A 25,880-nucleotide genomic window follows, 5' to 3' on the forward strand; every position below is an offset into this window, starting at 1 on the left:
TGCCTTCGGTTGCCTTCAGGGCGGTCCCAGGAAGATGTCCTGGATCACGTCGCGGTAGCTCGCCAGTTCGGCCGCGCGCGCCGTGGCCGCGGTGCCGCGCAGGTCGGTGCTGCGCGTGTTGGTCGCCACCTCGACCGTGATGACGCTCATCGACGGCCGGTCGGTGGCGCGGCCTTCGGTGATGTCCTGCGGTCCCCAGCCGCCCAGCGAGGTGCCGCCCGGCGTCGCGCCGCTCCAGCCGGTGGTCGGCGTGCCGCCCAGGTGGTTGCCCCGCACGCCGCGGCCGAAGCCGCGACGGGCCATGTCGCCCGCCATCGCCAGCGCGAGCGCCTGGTCGCTCGCGGTGCGCGCGGCCGCCAGCGTTTCCAGCAGCGCCACGCCGGCCGTGCTGCCGGCCCGCGTGCGCGCCGCGGCCGACACCGTGTGCGCGTCGCTGAAGATGCCGGCCGCGCTGCGCGTGCTCGAGCCGTGCACGCTCGCGATGCGGCTCGGGCGGAAGCGCTCGACGAGCCGCATCAGCGCGATGTTCTCCGGCAGGATCGCCCGTGCCGGCGAGCCCGCGTCCACCGGCGTGCCCGCGTCCACCGGCGAGCCCGCGTCCACCGGCGTGCCGCTCGCGGGCGTGGCCGCGTCGAGGCCCTGGCCGGGGCTCGGAAAGTTGCGGTTGGTGGGGGTGCTGCCTTCACGCGTGCGCGTGGCCGCGTTGTCGGGGAAGAGCGTGGGCACGACGATGACCGTGTAGTACGGCCGCAGCAGCGCGTTGTGCAGCGTCTGGATCAGCATCCGAGCCACCTCGATGCCGCCTTGCTCCGAGCCGTGCACGCCCGCGATGACCAGCGCGCGCTCGTCGCTGGTGCCCGGAAAGAAGAAGGCATCGACCGAGCGCCCGCCCGCCGTGGTGAGCAGCGACGCGCGGATGCCGCCGCGCTCCTCGGCCCAGCCGTGGTCGCGCTGGCGCCGCCGGCGCTCGTCGAGGTCGGCCGTGGGCCACAGCGGCTCGGGGCCGTTGCGCACGATGGCCCGCGCCAGCCACAGGTCGTCGGAGCCGGCCGCGAAGATGCGCTCCAGCAGCCGGTCGAGGTCCGCATCGGCCACCGGCGACTGCGCGCGCAGCGCGTCGAACACGCCGCCCTTGTCGGCGGCCGAGAGCCAGATCGCATCGACGCTGTCGGACAGCGGGCTCGCGAGCAACGCGTCGGCCGCGGGGCGGTGCTTGATGGGCTGGGGGTTCAGGCCGAAGGCGAAGCGCGCGGCGGCGTGATCGGCTTCGCGCTCCGCGCCGGCGTCGTGTGCCGTGCCCTTGCTTTCACGCGGGCCCCTGTTGCGAAGTTGCGCGACGTGCGCCAGTTCATGCGCCAGCAGGAAGCGGCCGCCGATGCGCTCGGCGGAAGGCATGGTGCCGCCGAGCATCACGGCCTCGTCCGAGGCGAACGCGCGAGCGCCCGCGCGCCGCGCCGCTGCGTCGCCGGCATGCACGCGCACCGTGTCCAGCGGCAGGCCCAGCCCGCGTTCGAGCGGCGTGCGAAGCGCAGCCGGCAAGGGCGTGCCTTGCCGCGCCGCCGCGCAGCGCGGGCACGAGCCGCCGCAGGCACAGGCGCCGGCGGTGCGTGGCGGATCTGCAGCGGTGTTCGAGGCGGCCATGCCCGCATCCCGCGGGCGCGGCGGTGCCGCCACGGCCTGCCGCTTCGATGCCGGTGAAGGGCCTGTGCCGCCGTGGCGGCTTGCGCGGCCTGCGCGCCCGCTAGCGGAATTCAAGCTGGAAGCTCTCCGCCGCCATCGAGCCGGGCGCGTCATCGCCGTGCGCCGTCTCCTGTCCGTCCGGGCCCACCCAGCGCTGCGGAAAGTGCATGCGCAGCGTGTGCGGCGTGGGCTCGCCCGCGTGCAGGCCCAGCAGCACCCACAGGTCGCAAGGGGCCGCGATGCCGTTCGGGTTTTCGGTGTGCGAGATGTTGAAGTCGATCGACCAGGCCGTGCCGCCCGCGTCGAGCCGCACCGGCGTGGCCGTGTCGGTGGTGAAGAAGCGGCCCGGCACGCGCCCCACCAGCCAGCCGCCGTGCAGCGACGCGGCCGACACCGGCACCGAGGGCGTGAGCCCGATGAAGCTGCCGCCGGCCAGGGTCGCGGCAAGCTGCGCGCCGGGCACCACGCGCACGCGGATCTCGTGCGCGCCCGAGGCGGGCCGCAACAGCGCCAGCAGATCGATCGCCAGGTGCGCGGCGGGCGGATGCACGAAGCCGTGGCCCTCGATGGCTTCGAACGGAAAGGTGGCGGCGGTCATGGCGTGTGCTCGCTCAGGCCACGCGGGTGTCGCCGCTGGGCGTGGGGAAATCGCCCACCGGGCACTCGGGAAAGTCGGGCCCGGCCTCGAAGTCGTAGCCGGTGGTGGTGCGGTCGGTGCGCAGCGTTGTCGCGAAGGCCTGCGATGGGAACGACCGGCAGTCGGGCGACACCGCCACCATCGGGTCGAACGCATGCGTGGTGCCGTTGTAGTTGCGCGTGAAGCCGTAGGTGACGCAGCCGAGCACGCGGTCGGGCGCGTTGTTCTTCACGCACGACACGCAGGTCTCGGCCATCCAGCTCAGGCTGGTGGCACCCAGCATGCCGGGGGTGCGGTACGGAATGTCGTAGATCGACTCGGTGCTGGTGATGCGCTCGCCCGCGTCGGGCAACGGAAAGCCGGTGGGAATCTGGTGCTCGCCCTGGCCCGCCAGGTACGGCCCCGAGGGCGTGCCGTAGAAGGGCTGCGCGCTGTTGGGGTCGTTGTCGACGAAGTCGGAGCGGCCGCGCGCGTCGTACGGATGCGTGCTGTTGATGATCTGGATCATGTGGAACGCATCGCAGTGGCAGCCGTTGCCGGCCGCGGGCTGGTGCGCGTCGGCCATGAAGTGCAGCTCGGCCGCGATGCCCGAGGCCAGCGCGCTGCCGGCCGCCGCCGGGCCGCGGCGCACGTCGGTGTACGCCAGCGGCATGGCATGCAGCGTGCCCACGTGCTGGAAGCAGCACGAGACGGGGCACGACACCGCCGCGCGGCGCTGCGTGGGCGAGGGCGGGCCGATGAAGTCGGCGGGCAGCACCTGGACGGTGGGCGCGCGCTGCAGCGAGAAGAGGCCTTCGCCGCGCGATTGCTGCACCACGTGCGCGAGTTCGTGCGCGAGCAGGCGCTTGCCGCTGCTGCTGGCGGGCGCATATTCGCCGGGGCCGAACACGATGTCGTGGCCCACCGTGTAGGCCCGCGCGCTGACGCCCGCCGCACTGCGGGCCGCTTCGCTGCCGGTGTGCACGCGCACCGCGCCGAAGTCGGCACCGAAGCCCGACTCCATGAAGCTGCGCGTGGCCGCGTCGAGCGGCCGGGCGGTGGAGCGCAGGCCGCCGCTGTCGAGCCCGTGGGGTGCGCGCGCCGGCCCGTCGGATCGCGCCGCGCGTTGCAGCCCCACGCCGCGCGACGAAGCCCCCGGCGCCCGGCCGCCCGCGACGATGCGCGCGGCGACGGCGTCGGCCTCGCGCTCGTGAAAGTCGCCGGGCTGGCTCACCGCCGGGCCGTGCGCGGTGTTCGCAGACTTCTCCGGCCTGGCCTTGCAGCGCGGGCATCCGCCGCCGCACGAACACGCCGCGGGCGCGCGCTGCGGCGCCGGCCGGCTCGCGCCCGGAATGTGCCACTCGCGGCGCTGCGTGCGGGTGGGCGCGTGCATGGCCGCCGCCGTGCGGCGCGGCGTGCCGGCGCTGGATTTCTTCGTGGCTGCTTGAAGGTCTGCCATGGCGAAAGCCTCAGGGTTTGGACGCGTCCCACGCGAAATGCGCGTAGGAATCGGCGTTGTCCATCGCATCGCCGACGGACATGCCGGCGTACTTGGCGGTCTCCCATTCGTAAGCGTTGTCGTCGGCGCCGACCACGTCGTGCGCCAGCTCGTGGATCACCGTGCTGGCCTGCAGGTCGGGTGCCGAGTTGAACCAGTACGGGCACACATGCAGGTCGCTCCACACGGTATACACGTAAGCCAGCACGTCCTTGTCACACGAGGTTTCGCACTGGAAGTCGATGGCCTGGCGGATCGCGCCGTCGAGCTTGCGGTAGCGCGCCAGGATCGTCGCGATGTCCTTGCTGTAGGTGGTGTGGAAGTGCCGCGTGAGCAGCGTGGCGACCGGCGCCGGTATCGGGCTGGGCAGCATGCCCAGTCCCGTCACCACGTTGGCGAGCCAGCTGGCGCCCAGGGTGCGCGCCGCGTTGGCGGCGGGCCTCCAGTTGGCGGGGCAGTCGGTGAAGGTGTTGGCCGAGCCCGCGGGGCCGTGCACCACGCCGTTGCGGCGCTCGCCGCTTTGCTGCCTGGCGGCGCAGCGCGGGCAGGTGCCGCCGCATGCGCATGACGATGGAGAAGACGACGAGGCAGATGAAGAAGGCTGCGCGGCGCGCGCGACCGAACCCGTGGCGCCTCGTGCGCGCCGCGGCTCGCTCGTGCCCCTGTACGCGGATTGGAAGACCGGCATCGCGTTCTCCTTCGGCACCTGCTCAGGGCTTCTTCTTCGGGCTCTTCTTCGCCGCCGAGCGGCCCACGGGCCGCACCGGTGTCACGGGCGACGGTGGCGGTGCGGGCGGGGGACTGGCCGCCAGGATGCGCTTCGCGCGCTCGATCAGCGTGGCGGCCATCTGCTTGTCGCCCAACGCGTCGGCCAGCTTGGCGGGTGCGATCTCCACCACGCCCTCGACATCGACGATGCCTGCTGCATTGAGCCGCTTTCGCGTGGCTTCGTCAACGTCCAGCTTCTCCAGCGGCGTGCGCACCTTGGGTGCGGGTGGTGCGGGGGGCGTGGGGGGTGTGGGGGCCGGCGGCGTCGGTGCAGGCGGAGCGGGCGGAGCGGGCGGCGAAGGTGGCGGCGGCGGTGGTGGTGTCGGTGTGCCGGGCGCCGTCCGCGTCCCGAAGATCACCGTGCCGTCCACCGCGACCGACTTCGGCACGATGCGCACCGGCCCGGTCAGCGTCACCTGCACGTTGGCACCGGGGCCGAGGCGCACCGGGTCCTTGCCGCGCACGATCTCCTGCTTGCCGGCCGCGTCGGTCACGCGCAGGAACAGGTCGCCCTCCTTCTCCAGCACGGCCGCCTGCTTGGGGTCGTACACGGCCGAGAAGGCGCCCGCCGCGTCGGTGGTGCCCACCACGTCGACCTGCGTGCCGTTGGCGCGCAGCAGGCCCATCACGTAGCCCTGCTGGCCCTGGCCGCGCGCGTTGACGAAGCGCCCGCCCAGCGTGGCGCCGCCGTCCACCGCCGTGGGCACCTGCACCGTCGCCACCTCGGCGCTGCTGGCGATGACCTGCGAGGTCTGCGCGCCCGCGTCGGCCTGCGCCTGCAGCGCCTGCGCCATCGGGTGGTCCGCGCCCAGCTTCACCGACAGGCGCTGCGCCTCGTAGCTGTAGGCCTTGGTGGTGGCCACGTGCGTCTCGTTGGCCACGGCCATCGAGCGCGCGGCGTACTGGCGCGAGAGGTTGCCCATCTCGGCCGTGGTGAAGGCGTTGTCGGGCAGCGTGCCGCCCAGCTCGCGCGCGTTGGCCGAGAGCGATTGCGTGGCGAACTGCGCCAGCCCCGCGCCGTTGCCGAAGGTGCGCTCGCAGAACGTCGCGTCGAGCACCTGGTTGGGCGTGTCGACCGTCGGCAGCGGGTTGGCGCCGACGCGCGCGGGCCGCGCCACGATGCAGTGGTCGGCCTGGTTGAGCGCGGTGATGTTGGTGCGAAAGCCCTGCGTGAGCGCCGAGATGGTGTGGTTCGCGTCCTCGCGAAAGCGCGAGCCGGTGGCGCGCACCGTGTCGCCCATCAGCACCGCGTTGGCCAGGAAGGGCTCGCGCCGGAACACCGACGAGGTGTTGGCCGAGTAGCCCAGGTCGTCGAAGCACAGCAGCGCCTGCGAGGTGAGCGAACGGTTCACGCTGCCCAGGCGCACGTAGTTGTCGTCGAACAGCGTCTCGCCGCCCGGCAGCACCAGCTCGGCGCGCGCCGCGTAGGCATTGGCGTTGTCGAAGTACTTGCCCAGCGTGCGCGCCAGCAGCCGGTGGATGCCGCCCAGGTTGAACAGCAGCACGCCGCCCACCACGGTGTCGAGCAGCCCGAAGCGCCCGCTGTACTCGCTGTTGAGGTGGTTGTTGGCGATCGACACCGGCCCGAAGGCGTAGCTGGTGAGCGCGCGGCCGGCCGGCTGGTCCACGCGGTTGTCGTGCACGCGCAGCGCCGGCTTGCGCCCGCTGGAAGCGGCGAACTGCGAGGTCAGCGCGCCCGCGAAGCGGATGTAGAAACCGCCGCGAAGGCCCTGCAGGCGGTTGTCGTCGGCGCCGACGGCCACCGTGCCGTTGGCGGCCAGCACGTTGTCGGTGATCTCCAGGTCGTTGCCGTAGCCCACGAACACGCCGCACACCGGGTCGATGGCGTTGGGGCCGTTCCCGTACACGTGGTTGCCCGAGATCACCACCGACTCGACGATGGCCAGCGACACGCCGCCGCGCCCGATCACCTGCGCGTCCTTGCGCATCGCGTCGGTGAAGGGGTTGCGCAGGTTGTCGTGCAGCCGGTTGGCCAGGATGGTCATGTCGCGCACCAGGTCGGTGGCGCGCAGCAGCGGCGTCAGCGCGAGGTTGAGGATGGCGGTGTCGATGTACGCCAGCAGCGCGCCCTTGGGGTCGTTGGCGGGCACGGCCGGCGTCTTCGCGCCGAGCGTGGCGCCCTCGCGCAGCGCGAAGCCGATGCCCGACAGGCCCATCATCGAGATGTCGTTGTCCTCGATGCCGATCTCGTGCAGGAAGCCGCGCCTGGCCGCCGCCGCGTTCACCGCGCGCGGCGCGACGGTCACGGCGTTCACCAGCACGCCGTCGGCATCGCGCGCCTCGGCCACGCGCAGTACGCGGTACTGCGGCGACACGTCCAGCGTGTAGGCGCCCGCGGCGGTCTTCACGCTGGCCATGCCCTGCGCGTCGCTGCGGTCGGTGGCGGTGGTGTCGGCCTCCAGGTACACGTCGACGTCGGGCACGGGCTTGCCCTTCTCGTCCTGCACCAGCGCGATGAACTGGCCGTTGGCCGTGACGTTCACCGCGGCGGCCGGGGCTTCGGGTTCGGCCGCCGCGGTGGCGGTCGAGAGCGAGGTGCTCAGGCTGTTGGTGCCTGTGTTCGCGTTGTTGTTCGTGCGAAGGATGATCACCGGCGGCGGCGGATCGATGTCGCCGCCCAGCGTGACGCCGTTGCCCCCGCCGCCCACGACGCGGTTCTCCAGGATGCGCACGCGCTCCGAGCCCTGGCGCACGTGGATGCCGCCAAAGGCGCGGTACGGCTGCCTGGGCACCAGCTTCACCAGCGCGAAGGCCCACACCTTGAAGGCGTAGAGCAGCACCAGCCTGGGAAAGCGGTAGATCACCTGCGGCCGCGCGCACGGGTCGGCCGGGTCGCGCGTCGGGTCGTCGTCGGGCGTGTCGGGGTCGTTGGGCGTGTCGTCCACGAAGGGCAGCAGCACCAGCGTGTTGCGCTCGATCAGCACGTCGTCGGCGTTGATCGAGATGGTGGCGCGCCCGTCCACCGTGTCGAGCAGGTGCAGCCGGTTGTCGTCGATCTTCAGCTCGGCCGCCTGCGTCGCGCGGATGGCGTTGGTGCGCGCGATGATGCGGCAGCCGTGCACGCGCAGGTCGCGGCAGCTGCCTTCGGCGCTGCCCTCGATGGCCACGGCAATGCCGTCGTAGGTGACGAGGTCGAGCTCGCGCACCTCGATGCCGTCGCAGTCGGTGAACGACAGGATCGGCAGCGCGCGCGTGTCGGTGCGCGGCAGCACGATGGAACGGCGCGCGCAGCCGTGGATCACCACGTTGCGCCGGCCCGTGAGCGCGAGGTTGGCGCGGTGCAGGCCGGGCAGCAGGCACAGCTCGCCGCCGGCCAGCGGCAGGTGGCGCGCGGCCTCCTCGAGTTCGTTGAAGTCGCCGAAGCTCGACACGCCGTCGCCGATGAGGAAGGTGCAGCAGATCTTCTGGTTGGTGAGCGGGCGAAAGCGCTTGCGGCAGTCTTCGATGGCGCCCGAGATGTCGGTGTTGCGCCGCCCGGTCCAGTCGATCTCGGCGAGCGCCACGCGGTGGTAGACGATGCCCACGGGCGGCGCATCGTTCACCAGCACGGCGGGGTTGGCGATTTCGCCCGCGCGCACCGCGAAGGTCCAGTAGTCGCCCGCGCGGTAGTTGCCTGCGGCCGGTGCGTCGAACTGCAGGCGGATGCCGTCGCGCAGCTCCACCGGATCGGCCGCATCGGTGAAGGCCGCGATGTCCTCGATGCCGTTCCACAGCCGGAAGAACACCGAGTCGGTGGTCGAGGGCAGGGCGCCGAACACGGGCGGCACGGCCAGCTCGAGGTCGTGGTCGGTGGTGAGCGTGGCCATGGCGCCGCAGCTCACCTGCCAGGCGCCGACGGCCTCGTCGTACTGCAGGGCTTCGAGGTAGAAGGCGTTCAGGCCCGAATGGATGACCGCCGCGCGCCCCGCGTCGATGGTCACGCGCGGCGGGTTCACCGTGGCGTCGAAGCGCCCGCGCCCCGCGAGCCCGCCGTTCCACTGCGACCACTTGAAGCGCGGCGCGCCCGCCGCGCCCGCCGTGGTGTCGGCGATCTCGATGCGGTAAAGGTTGTGCTCGAAGCCCGTGTAGCCGCCGCCGCCCACCACGGGGCAATCGCCCGCGATGGCGATCACCGGCGCCAGCGAGGCGGTGAGCCGGCCCTTGGCCGAGAGGTCGTCGCGCAGCTTGGCGCGGACCGTGTCGCAGTCTTCGTCCGGCCCCAGGCGCAGCAGGCGGATGCGGCAGTTGACGTAGGCGCGCTCGGTGGTGTCGGGCCCGCCGAGCGCGGGCTCGATGAGCCGCTCGGGGTACTGGAAGCCGTGCAGCGATTCTTCCGACACCTCCAGGATCACCGCGTCGCGGACGTTGTCGTCGATGCTGTCGGCCGTGGGCAGCGGGCTCGACAGCGGCGGGCCGAAGTACAGCGCCGTGCGCTCGACCAGCGCGGCGGGGTCCGCGGCGGCGCCGGCCAGCCGCGCCAGGATGCCGTCGGCCCATGCGCGCCCCGGGTGCAGCTGCACATGCACCTGCCCGTCGACCACCGCGGCCGACTGCACCTTGAAGCCGTCGGGCTCGGTGGCCGGCACCGCGCACACGCCTGCACCGATGATGTCGCGCCCGGCCTGGCCCTGCCAGCCGAGCTCGAGCAACTGGGCGTCGGTGAAGTCGGTGTCCAGCGACACGCGGCCCTGCTGGTGCAGCACGCCGTTGACGTTGCGCAGCACGCCGTTGGCCGCGGGCGCCACGCCGCGCTCGTGCGCATGCGGGTCGAAGTCGAGGTTGGAGAAGTCGCCTTGCATGAGAGCCCCCTCGTTGTGTCTACGTCACCGGCACGACCAGCGGCCGCACGCCGACCGGCATGAACTCGCGCAGCCGCACCTGAAGATTGGTCCACTTGTGCGCTTCGAGCAGGAAGCCGAAGGCGCCCATCGCGTCGTCGTCGGGCCCGCGCGTGCGAATGCGCACGTCGCTGCCGCGCGCCAGCTGCGCGTAGCCCGGGTCGCCGAAGCGCTCGGCCGTGAAGGCCAGCCGGGCACCGCCCGCGTCGTCCCCCCCGTGCAGGCAGAAGTGGTTGGGCGGCAGCCGGTCGGCGTCGCCGCTGAACCAGCTCCACTTGAGGCAGCCGTGCTGGTTGTCGAGCACCTCGAAGCGCTGCGCGAACAGCCCGCCCGCGCCGCCCACCCGGCTCACGCGCACCGGGCCGAAGGCGGTGAGGCCCTGGAACTGCAGCGGCGCGGCCCAGCCGTTCGCGGGGTCGGTAGCGCCGCCGATGGCAAAGCTGCCGTTGGCCGGGTCGCCCACGCCGAGGCCGGCGTCCACGATGCTGTCGGCGATGTCCAGGCGGTAGCGCTCGTCCACCGCGATCGCGCCGGTCACCGAGCGCTGCACCACGATGTCGGGCGTCGGAGCGAAGGCGTCGCGGTCGGCCGCCTGCGTGAAGCCGTAGCCGTCTTCCAGGTGCAGCGCGGGCGTCATCGGCGCGCGGCTGTCGTCGCGCAATGCGTGGCCGCCGGGGTCGAGCGTGCAACCGATGATTTCGAGCCGCGCAAGGGCAGCGCGGCCGATGAGCGCGCTGCCGGCCGCAAAGCCCGCGCCGGGCGCGAGGTGCAGGCCTTCGAGGCGCACCGCGGGCGCGTCGAGCGTGGCGTCCACCGCGTCGACCGGCCTGAACCCGAGCGCTCGTGCGAGCACGATCACGGGCCGGTGCCCGTCGGCCGCGCGCAGCGTGAGCGAATGCGCGAGCCGCACCGACACGCCACCGTCGATCGCCGTGCCCGCGAGCGCGCCGATGTCCAGCGGGTGCACGCCGCTGTCCTGGATCTCGATGACCACCGGCTGCGTGGCGGCATCGAGGTTGTCCATCTGCGCCTGCAGCGAGGTGCCGCCGGGCAGCGCGCTGGCCTCGCGCACCTCGGCGCCGGTGCGATCGAAGGGCGCGCGCACCACCGGGTGCGCGCCGACCGGGCCGGGGCTTGCATAGGTGAAGCTGGTGTACAGGTGCGGCACGGCGCCGGTGGCCAGCGCGTCGCGCTGCGCCGCCGTGCCCACGCCGATCAGCAGGCGGCCGATGTCGGGGTCGATCACGATCTCGCCGTCGGCCACCGGCCGGCGCAGGCCGGTTTCCCAGGCGCAGAGGTTGTCGCCGCGGAACTGCCAGGCGGTGGCTGCGAAGGCGGCCTGCGCCGACTGCGGCAGGAAGATGTTCAGGCCCACGTTCGCCAGGTCGAGCCCGGTGGGCGGCGCGGCCGTGTCGTCGAAGAAGTCGACGCGCACATAGGCGTCGGGGTGGCCGGCCGGCGCGCCGGTGGTGATGCGCGCGTCGCGCATCAGGTCGGGCACGGCGTCGGGCTGCGTGAGCGGCGCGACCACGCCGCCCGACGCGCCCAGGTCGAGGTCGGCGGGCCGCGCGATGTTGAAGAGCTGCACCGGCCGGTCCAGCGGGTGCAGGTCGAGCCGGACGACGAAGCGCGCGAGCGGCACGGGCTGCGCGCCGAGGTCGGTGACGCCCTTCACCAGCGGCGGCAGCGCAGGCCATTGCCAGGCCGCGAGCCGCCATAAGAAGATCGCCAGGTTCGGCAGGTTGACGTGGCGCACGTCGTCGACCGCGGGCTTCACGTCGGCGGTGTACGCGAAGCTGTCGAAGGGCGTGCCCAGCAACGCCAGCGAGGCCGGGTCGCGAACCGGCGCGGTGCCGCCGCGCGGGACCATGAAGCGCGTGATGCTCTCGCTGCCCCACGGCGGCAGCCCGCCCGCGTCGGGCCGCTGGTGGTTCAGGTGCTGGCGCCAGCCCAGGTTTTCGCGCAGCTCCACGCCGCGGCAGGCCCAGCCCGTGAGGTCGGCCGCCAGCCGCTCGATGGCGCCCAGCGTGCCCTTGCGGCGGCGCAGCGCAATGGTGTCGGCCACGTCGGCGCGCAGCGTGCGCGGCTCGCCCTTCAGGTGCGTGGTGCCGAGCAGGTCGCCGAGGTAGGGCACCACCCAGTCTTCGCAGGTGTCGATGAACAGGTTGTCGTAGAGCCGGCCGATGTCGTCGTGCAGCGCGCCGAAGGCCTCCTCGATGGCGCCGAGGTAGGCGCGCAGCGGGTAGGCGGGCGACTGCTCCGCGTCGCGCGTGCGGTAGATCTCGGGCAGGCGGTCGAAGAGCGGGACGGTGGGTGTGCTCATGCGGACGCTCCCTGTCTTTCTCCTTCTCCCCAGATGGGGAAGGAGTGGGGCCCTTGTCTTTCTCCCTCCCCTTCCGGGGGAGGGCAGGGGTGGGGGCCAGCGGCGCATCCACGGGGCGCCCTGCCTGCCCCCATCCCAACCTTCCCCCAGCGGGGGAAGAAGCAAGACCGAACGGTGAGGCGGTGGGTGTTCATGCGCATTCCCCCGCCGACGGTTCGACCGCCGGCGTCAGCGTGAGGTGCGCGGGCAGCAGCTGCAGCAGCTCGCGCGGCGTGCACGGCAGCAGCGCGGCCAGGGGGCGCGGCGGGTTGGGCGGCAGCGGCGTCGTCACATCGACCACCCCCGCGGCGAAGCGTCCCATCGCAACCACGCGGCACCACAGCACGCCGGGCACGTTCTGCAGCCGGCCTTCGATGCGGCTCGCGTACTCGCGCTCGCCGAGGCGGCGCGCGCGCAGGCCGAACAGGCCGGTGCGCTCGTTGTCGGCATCGCCCGCCAGCCCCATCGCCGCGCGCAGGCCAGCAGCGACGTCTTCCGCGCGGTAGCTCGGGTCGCGCGCATAGGTCAGGTCGGCGAACACGTAGCGCAGCAGGGCCTGCTGCACGATCACCGGAAAGCGGTCGGGCCCGCGGCAGCGCTGCGCATGGGCGAGCGTGGCGCGCACGTCCGCGAACTCGGCCTCGCGACCGGCTTCGAGCAGCACGCGCAGGATCACCGCGGGCACGCCCTGGTACAGGTCCCAGGCCGCGGTCGCCGTCGTCACGCCGGGCACCGACAGCGTCTCTGTCTCGAAGTCGCGCAGGCTCACGAGGCGCCCCAGGCTCTGCACCTTGCCCGGTGCGGCCTCGCGGGCCTTCTCCTGGTCCTCGGGGTCGGCACCGCCCGAGACGATGCCGGCCAGCGACACCTTGTCGAAGCCGTCGGGCCGCTCGCTCGACGAGGGCGTGGCGCCGGGCTTCACGGGTCCGCGCGCACCCGTGCCGCTGCGGTAGCGCGCCACCACGTTCTTCACGCCCGACGGCAGGCGCGCGCCCATCTCGCCGTCGCCGAACTGCACGAAGCTGCGGTTCTCGGCGTCCTCGCGCACGATGTAGATCTCTTCCTGCGGACCGTGGCCGAAGAAGCTGTCGACGCGCGTCCACAGCCGCGCGCCGACCCAGACCTCGAGGAAGGGCGTCTGCGGCGGCACGGCGCCGTTCGACAGCCAGTAGGTCAGCGGCGACCTGGGCAGTGCGAAGGTCTGCAGCGGCTGCCGCGCGTCGCCGTTGCCGAGCACCGCGTCGGCTTCCTGCTTGCCCTGCGTGGCGTCGGCGAGGTTGCCGAACACGGTGACAGGCGGCTTCGTCTCGTCGAAGTCGGCGCGCGTGAAGGGCGCTGGCGCGCGGTCGAACGACAGCGGCCACATGCGTGCCGGGTCTGGCGCTGCCTGCGAGAAGTCCGCGGGCCCATTGGTGCATGTCAGTTCCACGCTGCGGCCGTCCGCATGCGACAGATACAGCTTGCGCCCCGCCAGCGCCCTGGCCTGCGCCGCGCTGCCGTAGAAGTTCAGCGCCTGCGTGCCGTTGGCGAAGGCCGTGCCGGCGAAGGCGGGCAGCGGGCGCAGCTGCAGCATCGGCCCCTTGGTCTCGTGCAGCCGCAGCGTGCGCAGGTCGGCCAGCGCCGGGAAGGCGGGAAAGGCCGAGGTCCAGTCGGGGGCGATGGCGCGGTCCAGCCGCACGAAGCTCGCGGGCATGTTGAGGTTGCCCCAGCGCGCGGGCTGCGAGCGCACCGTGGCCAGGGTGCGCGTCACCGCGATGGGGAACCCGACCGTGCCGGTGATGAGCGCCGTGCCACCCGCGGCCAGGTCGTGCACCTCCTGCTCCAGCGGAAAGGTCTGCGGGTCGAGCACCATGTACGGGCTGGTGTAGCTGACGGTCGCCTTCGTGCCGCGCACGAAGGGCGTGGTGCTCACCGTGGTGACGGGCGCGCTGCCGCCGGTGCTTTCCACGAACTGCGGCGGCGCGCTCGCGCCGAAATGGCGAAAGCTGCGCCCCAGCAGGAAGGCGCGGCAATGCGTGAACCAGCCGTGCGTGAAGTTGCCCGCCAGCGTGAGGATCACGCGGCCGAGCTGGCGCTCGACCTTCTCCACGACCACGATCTCTTCGCAGCTCTGGTTCAGCGTCCAGCCCAGCGCCAGCTGGAACTGCAGGCCCAGCAGGCTCTCCTCGGGCACCAGCACCAGCCGGTCGCCCTTCTTGAGTTCCACCGCCTCGAGCGAGGCCGAGTCGTCCGCGCCGCCCACCGTGGCCAGCTCCACGCGCGCCTGCCCCGCGCCGATGATCCAGCCGTACTGCCGCTGGCGGTACAGGTTGAAGCGACCGAGGTGCGGCCAGGCGACGAGCTCGCCGGTGGTCTGGAAGTCGGCCGGCGCGCTCACGTCGCGCAGGTCGGCCTTCACCGGGAAGCCCACGCGCAGCGTCACCGGCTGCGTGCCGCGCGCCTCGAACGCGAAGGTGGCGCGCCCGCCGATGCCGGGCGCGAGCCGGTAGCCCGTGAGCCGCACCAGGTCGGCCACGCTGCTGCGCCAGGCGGCGGTGCGCAGGTAGGCCTCGTTGGCGTAGTGCTCCTGGTAGAAGCTCAGGATGTCGCCGAGCACGGCCGCGCCTTGCAGCAGCGCGATGGCCGGGTCGTCGGGGTCGCGGTGCGTCCATTCGGCCAGTTCGGGCGCGGCGTCGATGTGGCGCGTCATGGCCTCCACGAAGTCCGGGTAGCGGCCGATGCGCCACGCGATGCGCGGCAGGCCGGGCCGGTTGAAGGGCAGCCGCGGAAACTGGAAGTCGTCGGTGATGAGCGGATCGCAGGCCATGGCTATTGCCTCCCGCCCTTCACCTCGATGCGCACCAGGCCGCGCTCGAGGTGGTCGGGGTCGTTGGCGCAGAGCACCACTTCGTCGAAGCCCATCTCAAGCACCTCGGTGCCGGGCACGCCGGGCGTGGGCGCGTCGAAGCGTTTCATGGTGACCGACACCAGGTGCTCGACGCCGGCCACGCGGTGCACGCGGCCTTCGACGGCGCTGCGGTGCAGGTCCTGCCCGAAGGTCCACGCGTCGGGGTGGAAGAAGCCGGGCCGGCCGTCGGCGGTGTGGCCGTCGCAGAACTCCTGCTCGAGCACGAAGCGCAGGTCTTCGACCCACTGGTCGGGCTGCGCGCACACCACGATGCGCAGCTCGATGGGGATGTAGTGGGGCGGGCGAAGCTCCAGGTCTTCGCCGATCAGGCGCACCGCCTCCAGGTGCGCGGCCACGTCGGCGCGCAAGGCGTCGTCGAGCGTGGTGCTGCCCGCGGGGTCGATCACCACGCGCACGGTGCGCCAGCTGCCGGTCCAGGCGTAGCGGGCCACGGCGCGCGACACGCGCGGCACCTCTTCGGCGCGGCGCACGTAGTCGGCCAGCGTAACGGCGCGCAGCTGGCGCGCCCGGTAGGCCTCGGGCGCGTTGCGGCGGATGCGCTCGGGCAGCTCGGGGTCGCGGCCGTCGGTCACGTCGAAGGGGTTCCAGGCGTCGGTGAACGCGCCCTGGAGCGCCCCGGCCAGGTCGGCGAGGTTCACGAGCTGGTCGGCGCCCACGTTGCCTGCGTGGCCGCCACCGGCCTGGCCGGTCTGGTACTGCGTGTGCAGCTCGGCGCCGAAGGGCAGCAGCTGGCCGTTGACGCCGTTGCCCAGGCGCAGCGTGCTGCGCCGCCGCTCGTCGGTCTCGACCATGAAGCGGCGCCCGAACGAGGCCGAGTCGTCGCTGTGCACCAGGCTCTCGGTCTCGCTCCACGCCTGCGTCTCGATGCCGGTGACCACGCTCACCTGCAGCGTGGAACGCGCGGGCACTTCGCCGTCGACGGCGCCGTCCATCGGCGGGGGCAGGTAGGCCAGCGGGCCTTCGGGCAACGGCGCGAGCACCCAGTCGTTCGGGTCGCCGTGGCGCTCCAGCCGCTGGTAGTAGCGGTGCTTGTGGCTGGCGGTGTCGCTGGGCAGCAGCGCGCCGGACTCGAAGAAATCGACCGCCATCGGCAGGCCTTCGTGCACGGGCACGAGGTTGCCGAAGAACAGTGAGATGTCTTCCTTCGGCACGCCCGCGCAGAAGGTGGTGAAGCTGTAGTCGAAGCGCAGGCGGTCTTCGTCGCGCCACTGCAGGCGCACCAGCCAGGTGTCGGTGACGGGGTCGTGCACGGTCTGCGCGGCGCCGTTGCCCGCCAGCAGCCGCAGCAGCTGCCGCTTGGCGCGGTTGCGCCCGGGCAGCAGGCCGGTGAGCGGGTTCAGCGCTTCGGCAATGAGCAGTTGCCGCAGCGCGCCCGTGCGCACCAGGTCGCGCAGCGCATCGGCTTCGGCCTGGCCCGCGCCGGGCACCAGCGGCACCACGTCGGCCACGCTGCTGCCCGCGCGCAAGGCGGGTTGCGCGTTGCGCCAGGTGTGCATGCGCAGCCGGTTGACCAGCGGGTCGAAGCGCTGGCGCTGCGCGGGCGGCAGGAAGCGCTCGCGGCTGGCGAAGAACACCGCGTCGTCTTCGGCCGGCGCCACGCCGGTCCACACCAGCAGATCCTGGCCGTCGAGGCGGAAGGGCGCCTGCCCGGCCACCACTTCGAGTGCGAGCCAGCTGCTGGCCTGGTTGCCTTCGTGCACGTGGTAATCCATGAACCGGGCCTGCCGCGCGAGCGTCACGCGCTTGCGCGCGGTGGCCAGGAAGGCCTCGGCCATCGTGCGGTCCTGGTGGTCGGCCAGCTCGTCGGCGGCGGCCGCGAACAGGTCGATCAGCACCTGGTCGTGGTCGGCCTCGCTGGTGCTCTTCCAGCCCGGCACGCGCTCGGCCATGGCGGTCATCAGCGTGTGGCGAAAGGAATCGTAGTCGCGCGCGAGGTAGTCGATCTTCGGGCCGGGGCGCAGCGGCGGGCCGTCCTGCGGCGGCGCGCAGTCGTTGGTGAAGCAGCCCGGCCTGAACTTGAAGCCGATGGCCGAGAAGAAGGGGTCGATGCGGCTGCCGTCCCACACCAGCTCGAGCGTGTAGGTCGAGTAGTCGCCCACCGGCGCCACGCGCAGCGACAGCCGCGTGGCATCGACCCCCGTCACGGCCGTGACCTTGACCTGCCCCGCGGCGGCGCCCGCCGGCACGCGCGTGCCGCCGCGCACGCGGAAGATCTGGCCCGCGCGCGCCGGCGTGGCGGTGATCTCCGCCAGGATCGCGGCCACGTGCAGCTGGTTGAAGAAGCGCAGGTCGAGGTCCGCGTGGCCGGGGTTGGCGCCGGGCGGCAGCGCCACCAGCACCAGCTTCATGCCGTTGAGGTTCTTGCTCGCGAGCACGTCGGCGCGGTCGTCGACGAGTTCCTGGAAAACCACTGCACTCATGATCCGGCCCTCTGGAACTTCACGATGCGCGAATCGGGGCTGCCCGCCGGCCGGTACTTGATGGTGACGGACAGCATGGCAAGGCCGTCGTCCCAGTCGACCTCGATCAGCTCCACCGTGAGCCGGTGGCCGAGCCAGCGCGACAGCGCCTGCGTGATGCGCGCCTTGACCACGCCGCGCAGCACGTCGGAGGCGGGCTCGAACACCAGCTTGCGCAGCCCGGCGCCGAACTCGGGCAGGAAGAGGCGCTCGGCCGGCGCGGTGAGCAGCAACTGCAGCAGCTCGTCGCGCACCTGGTCGGCATCCGACACCGGCGCGGCGGTGCGGCCGTCGCGCGCAATGCGGAATGGAAAGGCGAGGTGGCGGCCGTTGGGGAGGGTGGCCATGGCTAGATTCCCATGGCGCGCGTCTGCGTCTGCACCACGATCGCCACGCCCTGCGGCGCCTGCAGGGCGTTGTAGCAGACGCCGACGCTCGACTGCAGAAGAAAGCCGACGCCGTGCAATGTTGTCTGCACCGCGCCGCCGCTCCAGCGGATGAGCAGGCAGGGCATCGGGTTCGGGCCCGAGAAGAAGGTGCAGCCGACGACCGGGTGCACGTCGGTCTCCAGCAGCGCGGGCGCGCCGTCGATCACCGCCTCGGTGTTGGCGGTGAAGAGCTGCGCCGTGCCCGCGTGCGGGCACATCACGGTGCTGGTGGTGGTGAGCAGCGGGATCATGCGTGTCTCCCCGTCGCCGCGCTCATGGCGGCACCCCGAAGGCCATCGCGCCGTTGACCAGGCTCACGCCCGCCAGCCCGACCTTGATGAGCCCGTTGTTCAGCGAGATGTCGCTGCCGCTGATTTCCAGCTTGCAGGCCTGGAAGCTCATGGCGATGCCCGAGCCGCTCAGCACGATCTCCGCGCCGCCGCTGTGCACGATCTTCACTTCGTCGCTCTCGTCGTCGAGCACGATCCTGTGGCCGTTCTGCGAGACGATCACACGCACCTTCTCGCCCTGCGGGTCGGGCCGCTGCCCGTCGGCGAACCAGCAGCCGGACCACAGCGGCAGGTCGAGGCTGCCGGCCTCGAACTCGATCCACACGCCCGAGCCGACGGCCGGTAGCATCACCATGCCGTGGCCGTCGCCCGCGAAGGGCAGCACCGGCATGGCCCAGCCGCATTCCTCGCCGTCGAGCAGGCCGGGCAGGACGGCCTTGATGCGGCAGCGGTTCTCGGGGTCGGAGACGTCGCTCACGAGGCCGCGGTACTTGCCGTAGTAGGTGGAGCCGATGCGGTCGACAACGCGCTCCAGGGTGAGTTCGGCTAGATCGATCATGGTCAGAAGATCCCCACGCTGGCTGAAACGGACACGCTGAGCCCGCCGCCGAGCGCTTCGGCCACGGCCGCGCCGGAGACGGTGCTGGTCGAGTCGGTCTTGGCTTCGAGCTCCTGCGTGTAGAGCGAAGGCGTGATGCGGTGCACCACGCGCGTGATGAGGTAGTCGCCGCTGTAGGGCGTGGCGCCCGCGTCGACGCGCACCTTGCGGTACGGCGTGAGCACCGCGCCGTAGCAGCCGGGCACCACGCGGCTGCGCAGCGTGTAGACATAGCCGCGGCGCCGTGCCTGGCCCGTGACGGCGGCGCTCGGGTCTTCGCGGTGGTTGTCCGCCGGGTGCAGCAGGCGGCGCGGCGTGAGGTCGGCGGGTTGCGCGGGCAGGTCGCGCATCAGGCCGAGGTCCTGCGCGCTGGTCTCGAAGCTGGTCACGCCCTGGTCGTTCACGCGCAGCACGCGCGCGCGGGTGCGCTCGGGGCCGCGCGGGTCTTCGGTGATCTCGGCGTCGGCCAGGTTGCGCTCGATGCCGATCATCACCAGCGCGGGCAGGTCGGCGGCGTCGCCGGGGTCGCCGGGGTCGGGCAGGAAGCAGCCGATGCTCTTGCCGCCTTGCTGCTCGGCCGGCAGCACGTAGGCGTGGCGGTCGTTGTGGCGCGCCAGCCGGCGCAGGAAGGTGAGCACCGTGCCGCGCCGCGTGGTGGTGGCGGGCGTGCCCTGCGTGGGCGGAATGCGCGTCTCGCCGATCACCTGCGAGAAGCGCTCGAACAGGGTGGCGGCCACCTCGCTGTCGCTCTTGTTTTCGAAGGGCTTCTCGGCTTCCTCGTCGCGGTCGAGAAAGGCGCTGTCGTCGCGCACCACCATGGTCGCGGTGCTGCGCCCGGGCTGCGCGTCGAGCCCGGCGTCGACGCCGGCGAGCGGCCCGTCGATCAGCGGCACGAAGCGCCCGTTGCCCAGGTCGAGCTCCACCCGCACGCGCGAGAACGGCGTGGCCGTGTCGCCGGGCCAGTGCTGCCAGGTGCCGCGCTCGTCGAGGCACAGCGCCATGCGCACGTGCGCTTCCCAGAAGGCGTCCATCTCCTGCGTGACCTCGATCTGCTCCACGCGCGCCAGCTCGTCCGCGCTCGCGGCGCGGTCGCCGAACCAGATGCGAAAGCGCATGTCGGCCATCAGGTTTTCGGCACGGCCAGCGTGTCGCCCGGGGTTTCGACGAGGGTGCGCCCGTCGAGCGCGGTGTTGGCGTCGCCCACGTGCCAGAACTGCGTGGCGTCGCCCTGGTTGGCCTGGGCGAAAAGGTCGAGGCGGTCGTGCGCCTGCACGGTCTGCGGGTCGCCGGTGACGGGCGTGAGCTTGCGCAGCCGCAGCGCCGTGACACGCTCGCCGGTGGACGCGAGCGTTTCGACGGTGGCCACGTTCGCGTAGCGGGAGTTGGCGAGGAACATGGGCCGCTCCTAGAGGGGAATGAGGTCGGCCACCTGGTCGACGGTGTTGGCCAGGTTGGCGACGGCCTGCGCTTCCTTGGCGATGGTGGTGAAGGCCAGCGCGCCCTTGGCGAGCACGTCGTCGGAGCACTCGTCCACCGCGATCACGCTCAGCGAGATGTCGACCTCGGCGCGCAGCGGGTTGAGCACGGCGTCGTACTCGAGCTCGCCGATGGTCATCGAGTCGATGGTCACGGGCAGCACGCGCGTGAGGCCCCAGATGAAGAGGATGCGCGGGTACTTCTCGCGCGGAATGGGCTGGGCCGCCGGCGCCGCGCCGCCGCCCGCGATGGCGCTGCCGATGGCGTCGATGGCCGCGCCCACCAGGCCCGCGAGCTTGCTGCTGGGGAGCACCATCTTTTCCAGCGCGCTGAGTTGCGGCCCGATGCCGAAGGTGCGCGCCAGCACCTTGTCGTCGGCCAGCAGGTTGGCGGCGCTGAAGTGGGCCTTGAAGCTGATCTTCTCGAAGGTGTGCTCGCCGGCCTGCGTGGTCTCGCGCTGCGTGGCGCCCGACGGGCGCGGCGGGATCTGCAGCACGCGCGAGAGCGACTCGGGGTTGTACTGGAAGATGACCACGTTCGGGATCGGCCCGATGAGGTCGGTGCCGTATTCGATGAGGGCGCCGCGCAGCAGGTTCATGGCGTGGCCTTCGGCGCGGCGCGGGCGGTGCTGGCTTGCCGCGCGATCTGCCGTGCGATGCGGGCGGCCAGTGCCGCGGGTTGCGGCGATGCAGGGGAATCGATGCGGCCGGCGTCCAGTCTTTCCATGGAGCGGGTGTTGAAGTCGCGCTGCTGCAATGCGCGCGACAGGGCAGGGCCGAGGAGGCGCGCGGCGGCCTGGGCGGTGGCGGGGTCGATGCCGCGCAGGTCGAGGTCGAGGCGGTCGATGACGATGCGTCTGGTCATCTCGTTGGCTCCCGTGCTTCTTTCGGGGTGTGTGCACAGGACACCGGGTACTCCCCTGCACGAATGTCCCCCGGCTTCGCCCCCTCCTTTGTTTCGCGCAGGGGGACACCCGATGTCCTGAGCACGGAGGCACGCTGCCGGTGCGCGCCGATCAACGCCTGCCCTGAATGACGCTGAATCGAAGAACAGGCTTTCATTCCGGGCTCCTCGGCGCCGCAACCAGCGACGCGTAAGGACCGAACTGGTCCAGGCTGTGCGCCCGTTCGAGCTTCGCGTACTCGCGGTGCACCGCACGAATGACGGCCGGCATGCCCAGCGCACGCGGCGCACCTTCGTTCGCGCTTTGCAGGCACGCCTGGAACACGATGCCGCGGATATGGCCGCCGGCCAATGCGAAGTTCTGCGCGAGAAAAGGCAGGTCGAGCGCGCTCGCATCGACACCGCCCGGCATCGCACCCTGCCAGATGCGCAGCCGCTCGGCCGGGCCGGGCAAGGGCAGTTCGAGCACGAAGCGCAGGCGGCGCAGGAAGGCTTCGTCGAGGTCCTTCTTGCGGTTGGTGGCGAGGATGGCCAGGCCCTTGAAGCGCTCCATGCGCTCCAGCAGGTAGCTCACCTCGAGGTTGGCATAGCGGTCGTGCGCGTCCTTCACCTCGGTGCGCTTGCCGAAGAGGGCGTCGGCCTCGTCGAAGAACAGGATCACGTCGGCCGAGTCGGCGGCGTCGAACAGGCGGCGCAGGTTCTTCTCGGTTTCGCCGATGTACTTGTTCACCACCTGCGACAGGTCGATGCGGTAGATCGGCAGGCCGAGTTCGTTGGCGATGGCCTCGGCCGCCATGGTCTTGCCGGTGCCGGGCGGGCCGGAGAACAGGGCCGCGAGGCCGCCCTCGTTCCACGCGCGCGCCGTGCCCCATTCGTAGTGCACGCGCGTGAGGTTGCGCATGGCGGCGACGATCTCGCCGAGCTGGCGGGTCTGCTCCGGCGGCAGCATGAGTTCGTCGAGCCGAAAGCGCGGCACAACCGGTTGCGCGAGCGCGCCCAGGTCGAGGTCGGCGCGCGCGGCTTGCAGCAGCGCCTCGGCGGTGGGCACGATGCCGCGCGCCGCGAGTTCGTCGCCGACGCGGTGGATGGCCTCGCGCTCGTAGCGAAAGCGCCGGGCCACCTCGCCCAGCAGGGTCTCGTCGCGCACGCCGGGCAATGCGCCACGCCAGCAGGCGAGGCGCTCGGCGTGCGTCATCGGTGGCACTTCCACGGGCGGCAGTGCGTGCGGCCCGAGGCTGCGCAGCGGCTCGCGCTCGCGCAGGCCGATGAACACGGTGAGCGGCAGGGCGGGCAACGGCGGCGGCTCGGCATGCGCGTCGTGCGCGCAGCCGTCGGCCAGCAGCTCGATGGGCAGGTACACGGCGCAGCCGCGCAGCCAGGCCGTGACCAGCAAGGGCTGCAGGTGTTCGCGCGCCAGCGCGGGGCTGGGCTGCACGACGGGCACGCCGGCCGGCGCGCAGGCCGCGGCCGCGACTTCGGCCAGCGGCGCGCCGGCCACACCGACCAGCGGCTGCAGGCTCATGCGCGCGCCGGGCGCGGTCACGCGCAGGCCGGGCGGCGCGGCGACGTCGCTGCACGGCGGCACCGCCTGCAGCGAGGCCGGCGCTTCATGGCCGGGGAACAGCAGCTCGCGCGCGACCGGCCCCGCGACCGCCAGCGTGGCGTGCCAGCCCTGGCCGTTCGCCGACAGCACGCCGTGGCGCAACAGCGGATGCGCCGCGTCGAAACCGCGCACGAGGTCGTCGGGCTCGTCCCACAGGCGCTGTGCGAGCGCCAGCGTGGGCTCGGTGCGGCCCGGGTCGTTGAGACAGGCCGCGATCACCTGGCCGGCCGCGCTGTCGACCACCGGCAGCAGCGCCATCGCGAGCACGAAGCGCTCGAGCGGCGTGAGGCCGAGCGCCTGCACCAGCCACGTGAAGGAGCCGCGCGGGCCGCCGGCTCGCACCGGCGCAGCCGGCGCTGCGATCAGCTCGCCGAGGTGGCGTGCCGTGACGTCGCTGGCGAAGAAGCTGCGCTTGTCGTTGGCGTAGCGCAGCAGGTCGAGCGTGCCCAGCGCGCGGTCGGAAAACGGCGGCAGCGCGCTGTCTGCATCGCCGGGCATCTGTGCCACCTGCGCCACCTGCGCGGTCCGCTCGCGCCACAGCCAGCACACCTCGCGCCGCAGCCGCAGCGTGACCTGGCGCAGCCAGTGCTGCGCCAGCGGGTCTTCGCCGCGCGCGCCGGGCAGGAACACCACGGCATCGGCGTCGCTGGCCTTGAGCGGGGTGTTCTGCGTCATCACGGCACCGTCACGTCCGGGCTGGAGCGCGCCTGCTGGCCGTTCACGCGCAGCACCACGCGGTACACGCCCGCGCCCACGGCGGCGGCCACGCCGAGCACCGTCAGGGTCCGTTGCCAGGGTGGCGCGGCCGGCGCGCCGGAGGCGATGACGGTGTCGAACTGCCGCACCGCGACGCCGTTGCGCAGCAGCGCGACGATCACGTCGTCGGCGTCGGTGCCCAGCAGGTTGCCGCTGAGCGTGAGGTCGCCGCCGGTCATGGCCGCGCCGGTGAGCGTGGGCAGCAGCCGCGCGGCCACCAGGTTGCTGGAGCGCGTGCGTGTCGGCGAAAGGCGCCGTCGCACGATCAGCGGATGCTCGCCGGCCGAGATGACGGTGCCGTCGGCCACCGGCGTGACGGCGGGCGAGCCTTCGGCCCTGACCTGCATGCGGTCGGGCCGCCGGCCGGTGACGGTGAGCACCACGCCGTCGAGCACGGCTTCGAGGTCGCTGCCGTTGAGGTCGTCGCCGAACAGCGTGAAGCTGTCGCCGGCCTCGAAGGCGTCGGGCTCGACGCGGTCGAGCGAAGGCCCGAGCGTGGGCTGCACGTCGACCTGCACGCCCTCGCCGCCGATGATGGTGTTGGGCGTGGTCTCGTAGTTGACGCCCACCAGCAACGAGGACGCCGGGTCGGTGCCGGGCACGATCATCACGGGGCGCATCTCGAACGCCACCGAGAGGCGGTAGCGCTCGTCGGTGCCCTGCATGATCTTGGAGAGCAGCTCCACGCCGGAGTCGTCGAAGCTGAGCTTGAGCGGCTCGGGGTTGTTCTCCAGCGCCTGTGCCACGGCGGGCGCGACGGCCGCGTCGAGCGCGAGAAAGTTGAGCTCGTGCAATGCGCCCAGGCCGCGGCCCAGCAGCTCGTGCGCGTCGGCGCTGTCGCTGTCCTCGACGCGGTCGAAGGCGGTCAGCAGGTACTTGAGCACCAGCCACAGCGGCGCGGGCTGGCCGGTGTGCAGCGCGTGGTTGCGCAGGTGCGGGTCGAACCCGGTCTCGTAGAGGAAGAGGTTGAGCTTGGCGTTGGCGTTGTTGCTGGCCGCGTCCTCGGGCTTGCCGATGCTCACGTCGAAGCCGCGCCGGATCAGGTGGTCCTGCAGCAGCCGCGTGACGGCACCGATGGCCCGGCCGGAGTCGACGAGTGCCATGGCGCGTCAGAGCCGGTAGAGCGCGCGGCGCGAGAGGGCCGAGCGCGGGGTGGGGGTGCGCAGCGACGGCGCCGCGGCGGGCGGGCTGGGCGCGGGCGCGATGGCGGCGGGCGGCGGGGCGTCCACGTGCAGGTGGATGGCGCCGATGGTGACCTCGATGGGCTCTTCGCGCGCGGCGGGGGCTGCTCGCGTGCGGCGTTCCGCGTTGGGGCTGGCGGCGCTGCGGCGGTGGTTGGACGGGCCTTGTGGCACGGTGCCGCGGTCATCGTCGTCGTCGGCGGCGCCGCCGATGGCGCCCTCCGTCGAAGCGAAGGCTTCGACTTCCTGCGAGACCTCCTCGATGCCGGGCGCGAGAACCGGCAGCCGGACCACCGTGTCCTCGCCATCGACCGCCGAGGCGGTGCCCGCTTCGGCGTGCGCCCGCGGGTCCGATGCGACCCAGGCCAGGGCGGCCTGAACGGCGGTGTGCAGAAGGGGCGGCGAGAGGTCGACGACATCGGGTGTGGACGCTGCTGTGTCGCGCGTTGCAGGCAACGGCGAAGGCGCGCGAAGCTCGGGTTGCCGCGGCGCATGCGTGGAAGGCACCGAACCGCCCTCGGCCTGGCGAACCGGTGCGTTCGCCGGCTGCAGCCGAGCAGCCGCCGTGCCCGCGTCGGTGGCTTGCGCTTCACGCTCGACGTCGATCTCCATCAGATCGGCGCCAGCTTGGACAGACGGCTGCACCGCCGCCACACTCGCCGCGCCGGCCACCGGATGCCCCGCGGACCGCAGCAGCGCGCCGAAGTAGTTCGTGGTCGTGGTCATGGCAGTCCGCCTCCCGCGTCGTTGTCGATCAGCGCGATGTAACGCGCGCGCCGCCTCGGCGGCACGGCCAGCGCCTGTTCCTCGGTCCAGCCGTAGTGCGAGGCCAGCTGGTGCACGTCGAGCAGCAGCCCGCGCTGGCGCTGCGCGAGCCTGTGCAGCGCGAGCCCTTCGAGGTCCACCGGCAGTTCGTCTTCGGCCCCGCAGGCCGGGCAGGTGCTGGCCACGCTGAAGGCCACCAGCGGGTCGTGCGCGGCAATGGCTTCGGCCAGCGCGGCCGCGTCGCCGGGCTGCAGGTCGCCGTCCAGGCGCAGCGTGTCGATCACGGCGGCCACGGCGTCGGCGGTGCTCGCGTGCGGCTGGGTGCGCCAGTCGCGCAGGTCGTCGCCGGTGGGCAGGCGCAGGGTGGCGAAGCGGCCGCCGGGCAGGGCGATGCGCAGGTGTTCGCCGCGCGCATCGCGTTCGGCGGGCGCGCGCGCCATCAGTTCGGCGAGCGGCAGTTCGACCTCGAAGCGCTCGCCGCAATCCGCCTGCACGCAGCGCAGCACCACGCCCAGCGTGTCGGTCTCTTCCGTCAGCGCCACCAGCCGCAGCAGCGCGCCGATGCGCACGCCCACCGGGCGCGACCACCAGAACGCCGCATTGCTCTTGCCGCCGCAGCGGTCGAGCAGCGCCGTCACCAGCGCGGGCCGGTCGGCCTGCAGCAGGTCGACGTCCAGGGCGATGTCCAGGTCTTCGGCGCGTCCGAACGCCCGCAGCGAGATCGACGGTGTGGGCATGGCGTGGCGTCCAT

At 72.6% G+C, this 25,880-nt stretch carries 19 protein-coding genes; all 19 read right to left on the reverse strand.

Translation table 11 applies throughout. From position 1 onward, the window contains the following. Positions 1–15 precede the first annotated feature (15 nt). The 19 genes from BM004_RS03255 to BM004_RS03345 all read right to left on the reverse strand — a co-directional run bounded on the left by BM004_RS03255 (position 16) and on the right by BM004_RS03345 (position 25,866). Positions 16–1,641 (reverse strand): eCIS core domain-containing protein, encoded by a 1,626-nt coding sequence (locus tag BM004_RS03255; protein ID WP_177206335.1) that lies wholly within the window; start codon positions 1,639–1,641, stop codon positions 16–18. 100 nt (positions 1,642–1,741) lie between these two features. After that, positions 1,742–2,278, reverse strand: a complete 537-nt coding sequence (locus BM004_RS03260) for a hypothetical protein (protein ID WP_093123579.1) — start codon at positions 2,276–2,278, stop codon at positions 1,742–1,744. Between the two features lie 13 nt (positions 2,279–2,291). Continuing rightward, positions 2,292–3,755, reverse strand: coding sequence for an eCIS core domain-containing protein (locus BM004_RS03265; RefSeq protein WP_256219771.1), 1,464 nt, complete (start codon positions 3,753–3,755; stop codon positions 2,292–2,294). Between the two features lie 10 nt (positions 3,756–3,765). Further along, positions 3,766–4,482, reverse strand: a complete 717-nt coding sequence (locus BM004_RS03270) for a M35 family metallo-endopeptidase (protein ID WP_093211248.1) — start codon at positions 4,480–4,482, stop codon at positions 3,766–3,768. A gap of 22 nt (positions 4,483–4,504) precedes the next feature. Next, on the reverse strand, positions 4,505–9,361 hold the full coding sequence (locus tag BM004_RS40560) for a hypothetical protein (protein ID WP_143072400.1): 4,857 nt from the start codon (positions 9,359–9,361) through the stop codon (positions 4,505–4,507). A 19-nt stretch (positions 9,362–9,380) separates the two neighbouring features. After that, positions 9,381–11,723, reverse strand: a complete 2,343-nt coding sequence (locus tag BM004_RS03280; protein ID WP_093211250.1) for a phage tail protein — start codon at positions 11,721–11,723, stop codon at positions 9,381–9,383. A gap of 190 nt (positions 11,724–11,913) precedes the next feature. After that, positions 11,914–14,568: a baseplate J/gp47 family protein gene (locus BM004_RS03285; RefSeq protein WP_093211252.1), complete on the reverse strand. Its 2,655-nt coding sequence runs from the start codon at positions 14,566–14,568 to the stop codon at positions 11,914–11,916. A gap of 2 nt (positions 14,569–14,570) precedes the next feature. Continuing rightward, entirely contained in the window at positions 14,571–17,090 is a 2,520-nt protein-coding gene (locus BM004_RS03290; RefSeq protein ID WP_093211254.1) for a baseplate J/gp47 family protein, read from the reverse strand. Then, positions 17,087–17,476: a GPW/gp25 family protein gene (locus tag BM004_RS03295; protein WP_093211256.1), complete on the reverse strand. Its 390-nt coding sequence runs from the start codon at positions 17,474–17,476 to the stop codon at positions 17,087–17,089. Before BM004_RS03295 ends, BM004_RS03290 begins: the two co-directional genes overlap by 4 nt. Positions 17,477–17,478: 2 nt before the next feature. Further along, positions 17,479–17,808: a hypothetical protein gene (locus BM004_RS03300; protein ID WP_093211258.1), complete on the reverse strand. Its 330-nt coding sequence runs from the start codon at positions 17,806–17,808 to the stop codon at positions 17,479–17,481. Positions 17,809–17,830: 22 nt separating this feature from the next. Beyond that, entirely contained in the window at positions 17,831–18,406 is a 576-nt protein-coding gene (locus BM004_RS03305; RefSeq protein WP_093123601.1) for a phage baseplate assembly protein V, read from the reverse strand. A 2-nt stretch (positions 18,407–18,408) separates the two neighbouring features. Beyond that, on the reverse strand, positions 18,409–19,569 hold the full coding sequence (locus BM004_RS03310) for a hypothetical protein (protein WP_093211260.1): 1,161 nt from the start codon (positions 19,567–19,569) through the stop codon (positions 18,409–18,411). After that, positions 19,569–19,841, reverse strand: a complete 273-nt coding sequence (locus BM004_RS03315) for a hypothetical protein (RefSeq protein WP_093123603.1) — start codon at positions 19,839–19,841, stop codon at positions 19,569–19,571. The genes BM004_RS03310 and BM004_RS03315 overlap by 1 nt, the downstream gene beginning before the upstream one ends. Before the next feature lie 9 nt (positions 19,842–19,850). Next, positions 19,851–20,519 carry a hypothetical protein gene (locus BM004_RS03320; protein ID WP_093123605.1) on the reverse strand — a complete coding sequence of 223 codons (669 nt, stop codon included), beginning with the start codon at positions 20,517–20,519 and terminating at the stop codon, positions 19,851–19,853. Beyond that, a complete protein-coding gene (locus BM004_RS03325) occupies positions 20,516–20,785 on the reverse strand; it encodes a hypothetical protein (RefSeq protein ID WP_093211262.1) in 270 nt (89 codons plus the stop codon). The genes BM004_RS03320 and BM004_RS03325 overlap by 4 nt, the downstream gene beginning before the upstream one ends. 193 nt (positions 20,786–20,978) lie before the next feature. Next, positions 20,979–23,102 (reverse strand): ATP-binding protein, encoded by a 2,124-nt coding sequence (locus BM004_RS03330; RefSeq protein WP_093211264.1) that lies wholly within the window; start codon positions 23,100–23,102, stop codon positions 20,979–20,981. Then, a complete protein-coding gene (locus BM004_RS03335; RefSeq protein ID WP_093211266.1) occupies positions 23,102–24,286 on the reverse strand; it encodes a Pvc16 family protein in 1,185 nt (394 codons plus the stop codon). Before BM004_RS03335 ends, BM004_RS03330 begins: the two co-directional genes overlap by 1 nt. 6 nt (positions 24,287–24,292) lie before the next feature. Then, positions 24,293–25,090, reverse strand: coding sequence for a hypothetical protein (locus BM004_RS42405; protein ID WP_093211268.1), 798 nt, complete (start codon positions 25,088–25,090; stop codon positions 24,293–24,295). Further along, positions 25,087–25,866, reverse strand: a complete 780-nt coding sequence (locus tag BM004_RS03345; protein ID WP_093211270.1) for a hypothetical protein — start codon at positions 25,864–25,866, stop codon at positions 25,087–25,089. The genes BM004_RS42405 and BM004_RS03345 overlap by 4 nt, the downstream gene beginning before the upstream one ends. Positions 25,867–25,880 lie beyond the last annotated feature (14 nt).

Origin of the sequence: Variovorax sp. OK212 (genome assembly GCF_900112425.1) — a bacterium.
In the GTDB taxonomy this organism is placed as follows: Bacteria; Pseudomonadota; Gammaproteobacteria; order Burkholderiales; family Burkholderiaceae_C; genus Variovorax.

Bases quoted from the DNA above. Each gene is read 5' to 3' on its own strand.
- BM004_RS03255 (WP_177206335.1), bottom strand. From the start codon at position 1,641: ATGGCCGCCTCGAACACCGCTGCAGATCCGCCACGCACCGCCGGCGCC.
- BM004_RS03260 (WP_093123579.1), bottom strand. From the start codon at position 2,278: ATGACCGCCGCCACCTTTCCGTTCGAAGCCATCGAGGGCCACGGCTTC.
- BM004_RS03265 (WP_256219771.1), bottom strand. From the start codon at position 3,755: ATGGCAGACCTTCAAGCAGCCACGAAGAAATCCAGCGCCGGCACGCCG.
- BM004_RS03270 (WP_093211248.1), bottom strand. From the start codon at position 4,482: ATGCCGGTCTTCCAATCCGCGTACAGGGGCACGAGCGAGCCGCGGCGC.
- BM004_RS40560 (WP_143072400.1), bottom strand. From the start codon at position 9,361: ATGCAAGGCGACTTCTCCAACCTCGACTTCGACCCGCATGCGCACGAG.
- BM004_RS03280 (WP_093211250.1), bottom strand. From the start codon at position 11,723: ATGAGCACACCCACCGTCCCGCTCTTCGACCGCCTGCCCGAGATCTAC.
- BM004_RS03285 (WP_093211252.1), bottom strand. From the start codon at position 14,568: ATGGCCTGCGATCCGCTCATCACCGACGACTTCCAGTTTCCGCGGCTG.
- BM004_RS03290 (WP_093211254.1), bottom strand. From the start codon at position 17,090: ATGAGTGCAGTGGTTTTCCAGGAACTCGTCGACGACCGCGCCGACGTG.
- BM004_RS03295 (WP_093211256.1), bottom strand. From the start codon at position 17,476: ATGGCCACCCTCCCCAACGGCCGCCACCTCGCCTTTCCATTCCGCATT.
- BM004_RS03300 (WP_093211258.1), bottom strand. From the start codon at position 17,808: ATGATCCCGCTGCTCACCACCACCAGCACCGTGATGTGCCCGCACGCG.
- BM004_RS03305 (WP_093123601.1), bottom strand. From the start codon at position 18,406: ATGATCGATCTAGCCGAACTCACCCTGGAGCGCGTTGTCGACCGCATC.
- BM004_RS03310 (WP_093211260.1), bottom strand. From the start codon at position 19,569: ATGGCCGACATGCGCTTTCGCATCTGGTTCGGCGACCGCGCCGCGAGC.
- BM004_RS03315 (WP_093123603.1), bottom strand. From the start codon at position 19,841: ATGTTCCTCGCCAACTCCCGCTACGCGAACGTGGCCACCGTCGAAACG.
- BM004_RS03320 (WP_093123605.1), bottom strand. From the start codon at position 20,519: ATGAACCTGCTGCGCGGCGCCCTCATCGAATACGGCACCGACCTCATC.
- BM004_RS03325 (WP_093211262.1), bottom strand. From the start codon at position 20,785: ATGACCAGACGCATCGTCATCGACCGCCTCGACCTCGACCTGCGCGGC.
- BM004_RS03330 (WP_093211264.1), bottom strand. From the start codon at position 23,102: ATGACGCAGAACACCCCGCTCAAGGCCAGCGACGCCGATGCCGTGGTG.
- BM004_RS03335 (WP_093211266.1), bottom strand. From the start codon at position 24,286: ATGGCACTCGTCGACTCCGGCCGGGCCATCGGTGCCGTCACGCGGCTG.
- BM004_RS42405 (WP_093211268.1), bottom strand. From the start codon at position 25,090: ATGACCACGACCACGAACTACTTCGGCGCGCTGCTGCGGTCCGCGGGG.
- BM004_RS03345 (WP_093211270.1), bottom strand. From the start codon at position 25,866: ATGCCCACACCGTCGATCTCGCTGCGGGCGTTCGGACGCGCCGAAGAC.